The sequence below is a fragment of the Gilliamella sp. Imp1-1 genome (assembly GCF_001690415.1).
In the GTDB taxonomy this organism is placed as follows: Bacteria; Pseudomonadota; Gammaproteobacteria; order Enterobacterales; family Orbaceae; genus Gilliamella; species Gilliamella bombi.
Genome location: NZ_LZHK01000106.1, coordinates 1 through 5,648 on the forward strand (window position 1 = coordinate 1; position 5,648 = coordinate 5,648).

Here is a 5,648-nt window from a genome sequence, read left to right on the forward strand (position 1 = left end):
TCCTATTCGACAAGTTTTTACTCGAAGCTCATTTATATCATCGAAATTATCTCTCGAATTATTTTCGAAATTATCCACAAAACTATTTTCAAAAATTCCATTGGCATTAGCGCCGTTGTTGTTATTACCGTACTCTTTAGAATCGCAGGCACTATCGGCTACTACTTCTAATTACATTCACGGTACTGCGCCTTATTTAACCTTTGATGGCGGTGCGACTCATGCCGATTCAATTAGTCCCTTATTATCAGTAACATTGCCCGGAAACAAAATTATTACTGTATCAAATGATAGCTCAAGTATGGAAAACCCATTAGTGTTAGATAAACTTTTAGCCACTTTTGCAGATATCAAGACATTAGTGCCTCATGGGGATTATCCAGAAGTATTGACCGATAAAGTTATTGATGACAATGGTTATTGGAAGGATGATGATGGCGATACACTCCATCGTGTCAATTCAAGTAAATTAAAAATTAAATGGCAGAATTTATATGGTCAAGATATTACTAATTATGTGAAGGATAACTCAGATAAAGCATTAAATGGCTGTGATGCACCTTATCAATTGACGTTAGAAGTGGAAGATGTAAGCATTAAGACAGAATATGGTATTCCTTCTGAAAGTGATAAATTTACTGGAAATAGGCATACCTATTATCTTTATCCCAAAATGGATAAACCACAATTTTGTTATGCTATGCCTAACTTAGAATATGATTGGCATTCAAATGATATACCTTACGATGGTGCAGTTTCTTCTCTTAACGATCCGCATGGTGATTGGAATAAATATAGAGGATTTTATGCTTATAATCCAGCGAATCCTGGAGCAAACTTTCCAACCACAGGCTCTCATAATTTATTTTTTTACTTGAGTGTTGCAGGAATGAAAGCACAAGATATAGTAAATAAAAATGGTCGAACAATTTCGACGGGAGGGGTAACATTAACGTTAAATGCTGAAAATACGCTACCTACAGGGCTTGTAAAAATTAACTTAACGGGTCCTAAGGAGAGTAATCCTGGTTCTTTTATTCCTTCAACATTTTATTTACACGATAAAAACAATGACCCATTGTATAGTTTTAGGTTAGAGCGTTGGTATGTCACTAAAAAAGGTGGTGCAGGGGGGTATCAAAATGCAGTAGCATTTTGTAATAACTTTAATGGTGGTGGATATCGTATGACCAAAGTGCTTGATTTTACCAATGCAAGGCGTGGCGAAGATATAGTTGTGGATTGGCAAAATGGTATAGCAGACGGAGCCTCTTTACGAAAAATTAGTTATATAACCAATGGTTATTGGATGGGGGGATTATTTAGCGAATGGGGACGAGTGACTCAAATCTACTATAAAGATAGTGATTGGGAATTTTTTCAAGTTGGCGATCCTGCTTGGGGGGAGCTAAGAGGGTATTATTGGACATCAGATCTTATTGACTTTTATACTCGCGTTGTAGAGACAAATACAGGTGTTGTTGGCGCTAGATATCTTTCAGATCAAGACTATAGAGGAGCTTGCGTTACACCATAATTTTCTCTTCAATAATGACTATTTAAATAAAAATACTTGGTATTTTGTTTAAATAGTCGATTAAACTTTTTAGCTATAAAATATTTAGATTAATTTAACCATAAAGTTTATGCCCATTCATGATGAATAATTCTTACAATTTACATTTCTTTACAAAAAAGTCCGCCAAAAAACTAGCCAACTATTTCTTAAACGGCTATACTTTAATCGCTTTAGAAAGACAAGCTTATTAAATAAGCGATTAACCATAAAAAATCTAAATAAAACAAAATATTACTTGACAGGTGGAACAAAATGCAGTACCATTTTAAGGCACAAGGCACAAGGCACAAGCACTGGCAAACTTATGTCTTAAATTTATCAAATAATCCTATTCGACAAGTTTTTACTCGAAGCTCATTTATATCATCGAAATTATCTCTCGAATTATTTTCGAAATTATCCACAAAACTATTTTCAAAAATTCCATTGGCATTAGCGCCGTTGTTGTTATTGCTGTACTCATTAGAATCACAGGCATTATCGGCCACGACTTCTGAGCGCATTCATGGTACTGCGCCTTATTTAACCTTTGATGGCGGTGTTACTAAAGTGACTGAAATAAGGGAATTATTAGGTATTAAGTTATCAGACGGTCGAACATTCACACCGCAAAATAATCCTTCATCATCGACAGCGCCAATCGAGTTATCTAATGTAGGGGATACTTTGGCTGATATTGAAATGATAGTTCCGTCATCAAGCGACTCAATAAATATAAATGACTTAGTAACACAAGGTAAATGGGGCGATGATGATGGGGATGGACAGGGAGTGGATGGAGTTAGCGCATCAGGGAGTATATCGTTAGTAATAAAGGATAAAGATGGCAATACCGTTAATCGTAGTGATGCATTAAGTCTATGTAAAGCACCTTATAAGGTAACCTTAGATAGTTCAGGGGGGGCTTTAGAGACTCGTTATGGTATGCCGAATAGTAGTAGGCTTTACGGAGGAGCAGCGGAGTATTATATCACTTTGCCGCCACATCCTATTATTTGTTCGGTCAGACCGAATTTGGTGTTTGGTGGCACAGTAGGTATTGAAGCTTGGGATAACCCACGTTTTGCTGGTCCAGCTAGTATATGGAATTCTGAGAAGGGTTTTTTAGATGTATTTACAAACTCATCATCTTACGACCGAAATTTTCCAACTACGGGGGCAGATGGGTTGTATTTTGATTTAGTCATAGTTGGAGTAGATGCAAGTCAGTTGAGTTGGTCTGTATATACAAGTGGTGATATAATTGCAACGTTGAGATGGACAAGGCCACTTTCAGGGACATTCACGGACCCAGAAGGGAATACTATACCAGCTGATGAGTGGATTACTGATAAGTCTAAGAATGTAACACGAGTAACGTTGAATGGTCCAGAGGCAAGGAGCTGGTGGAGCAATTCTAATCCAAACCGAATTACCGTCCCATCTTTGCCACAGACTTTTGAATTGGTGGGAAGGGATAATAATGGTAATGAGGTAAGATATGGATTTAAGTTGAGGCAGTGGTTTGTCAATAGAGGTGATCAATTTAAAACTTATAGCGAGCAGTTAGCATGGTGTAATAGTTTGGGTTATCGCATGCCGCGGGTAAGGGATTTAACCAATGCAGTTTGTTCTGGTTGGGGTTCAGGAAGTTGGTGTCAAGGCGCATTAGGCAGCACGCCGTCATCAAGTAATAATGCTTACCAGCGTCATATAGGAGCTGGGTTTTTCACGGAGTGGGGAGCAATGTACGGCTACGCTGATGCGGGCTTCATCAACACCTTAAAATATTACTGGACAAGTGACGCAAGGGGTAACAACCAGTTCAATGTCTCCTCGCTCGACGGCTACGTCGACAACAACAGTGTTTCCTGGAGCTATTATGCGGTTTGCACCACCCCTTAGTAATATTTGCGAGAAAGGTGGTTATGGTGTCTGAGAGGACAATATAGGCAAGAATAAAGCCCTGGCCGCAAGTTAGGGCTTTTAGCAGGTAAAGTCAGCGAGCCTAACGTTTTAATAGCGCCCGACCGATACCAATTAAAAGCTTGCGCTTTTGTTATTAACTGGCTGTTATTAACAAGTTATTATTAAATAACTATTATCAAATAACAAAAGCGCTTTTATTAAAAAGCCAAATTCAACGTAATAAAAAAATAGCTTATAAGCGTTTGATTTTATTTAAAAATACAAATAAAAACTTCAATAAAATCAATAGTCTACCTGAACGTTTTTAGAGCAAAAACACGCTTATAGCACCACAATGTTAATCAGCCTGCCTTATCACAGCATCAAAATATACCGATAACCAAGTAAAGCTAGTACGCTAAACTAGGTTGTTGGGTGTGTTTGTGTTTTAGAAGTTATCAGCAATATTAATCATTCCATCAAAGGTCAAAATGTCTGTAATCTGACATTATATTTTAGTTAAAAAATTCACTTATTTTTATAACTGAATCATTTCTATCTTTATGTTTCTTTAAATTTATTTACATTTCTTTACAAAAAAATCCGTCAAAAAACTAGCCAACTATTTTTTAAACGGCTATACTTTAACCACTATAGGGAAATAAGCTTATTAAATAAGTGAATAATTATAAAAAATTAAATAAAACAAATAATTATAAATCACGAAAAAAGAAAACATTAATTGATAGGTGAAATGTAATGCAGTATTGTTTTTGGCGCAAGCACTGGCAAACTTATGTCTTAAATTTATCAAATAATCCTATTCGACGATTTTTTACTCGAAGCTCATTTATATCATCGAAATTATCCATAAAATTATTTTCAAAAATCCCATTGGCATTAGCGCCGTTGTTGCTTTACTGGAAATAGACATACCTATTATCTTTATCCCAAAATGGATAAACCACAATTTTGTTATGCTATGCCTAATTTAGAATATGATTGGCATTCAAATGATATACCTTACGATGGTGCAGTTTCTTCTCTTAACGATCCGCATGGAGATTGGAATAAATATAGAGGATTTTATGCTTATAATCCAGCGAATCCTGGAGCAAACTTTCCAACCACAGGCTCTCATAATTTATTTTTTTACTTGAGTGTTGCAGGAATAAAAGCACAAGATATCGTTAATACGAATGGTCGAACAATTTCGACAGGAGGGGTAACATTAACGTTAAATGCTGAAAATAAGCTACCTACAGGGCTTGTAAAAATAAACTTTGGAATGGCAACACATTTTCAAACAAAAAAATTAAGGGGTAAGTGTTTTTTAAATTCAACGGGAGGCAAGTAGCCTAACGAAGAATGTAATCGTTTATGATTATACCAATAAGCATAAGCCGAAAAAGCGCGTTGTAATTCAGCCGTTGAGTTGAAACGTTGGCCTTTTACAAATTCCGTTTTAATTGTTTTAAATGTCGCTTCCGCTACCGCATTGTCATATGGACACCCTTTCTTGCTTAATGAATGCGTGATATTAAATGTCTTAAAACACGCCTCTAATAACCGATTATCAAACTCTTTGCCTCGGTCTGAATGAAATAAATCCAATTTTGATAATGGCAGTTTAATTTGGCTTAATGCCGACATAACAAGCTCTGCTGTTTTATGTTGACCAACATGGTAACCGACAATTTGCCTATCGGATAAGTTCACTAAAACACATAAATAGTTCCAACGTTGCTTAACTTGAATATAGGTTAAATCTGCAACAACAATTTGTTTTTTATCACCTACATCAAATTGTCGTTGCAGGTGATTTTCTATGGCGGTTTCATTCACTTCCGTAGTGTGAGATTGATAACGTTTAACGGTGTATTTTGATACCAGCAATAAGGCTTTCATCACCCGAGCAATGTAACGGCGTGACACCCAAATATTCTCTTTCTGTAAATCAAAACGAATTCGTCTTGTACCATAAGACTGATAGCTCTGATTAAATAGCGTCACGATTTTATTGGCATAAAGCCCTACTGATTTTTGTCTATTCAATTTACACTGATAATAAGCATAATGTCTTGATAATCCTAAATATTGACATAGCTTTGTTATGCTATAACGATGTCGATTTGCTTTTAGGATAGCGATTTTCGTCCTATTATCAGTGCTGCTTGCTTTA

5 protein-coding genes are annotated in these 5,648 nt (G+C 36.1%); 4 read left to right on the forward strand and 1 reads right to left on the reverse strand.

Features of this window, described 5'->3' with window-relative positions; genetic code table 11:
• The 4 genes from A9G38_RS12310 to A9G38_RS09190 all read left to right on the forward strand — a co-directional run.
• A partial coding sequence (locus A9G38_RS12310; protein ID WP_176713253.1) for a hypothetical protein occupies nt 1–1,537 on the forward strand: 1,537 nt, incomplete at its 5' end.
• A 294-nt stretch (nt 1,538–1,831) separates the two neighbouring features.
• Complete coding sequence (locus A9G38_RS09185; protein ID WP_065623248.1) at nt 1,832–3,463, forward strand: hypothetical protein; 1,632 nt, start codon at nt 1,832–1,834, stop codon at nt 3,461–3,463.
• 762 nt (nt 3,464–4,225) lie between these two features.
• Nucleotides 4,226–4,396 (forward strand): hypothetical protein, encoded by a 171-nt coding sequence (locus A9G38_RS12315; protein WP_176713254.1) that lies wholly within the window; start codon nt 4,226–4,228, stop codon nt 4,394–4,396.
• Between the two features lie 25 nt (nt 4,397–4,421).
• Nucleotides 4,422–4,823, forward strand: coding sequence for a hypothetical protein (locus A9G38_RS09190; protein ID WP_034914500.1), 402 nt, complete (start codon nt 4,422–4,424; stop codon nt 4,821–4,823).
• Here the strand turns inward: A9G38_RS09190 and A9G38_RS09195 are convergent.
• Nucleotides 4,769–5,648, reverse strand: an 880-nt coding sequence (locus tag A9G38_RS09195) for an IS3 family transposase (protein ID WP_081297942.1), incomplete at its 5' end; no start/stop codon positions are given. The genes A9G38_RS09190 and A9G38_RS09195 overlap by 55 nt on opposite strands.

Coding starts and splice junctions, on each gene's coding strand:
- A9G38_RS09190 (WP_034914500.1), top strand. CDS start 4,422: ATGGATAAACCACAATTTTGTTATGCTATGCCTAATTTAGAATATGAT.
- A9G38_RS09185 (WP_065623248.1), top strand. CDS start 1,832: ATGCAGTACCATTTTAAGGCACAAGGCACAAGGCACAAGCACTGGCAA.
- A9G38_RS12315 (WP_176713254.1), top strand. CDS start 4,226: ATGCAGTATTGTTTTTGGCGCAAGCACTGGCAAACTTATGTCTTAAAT.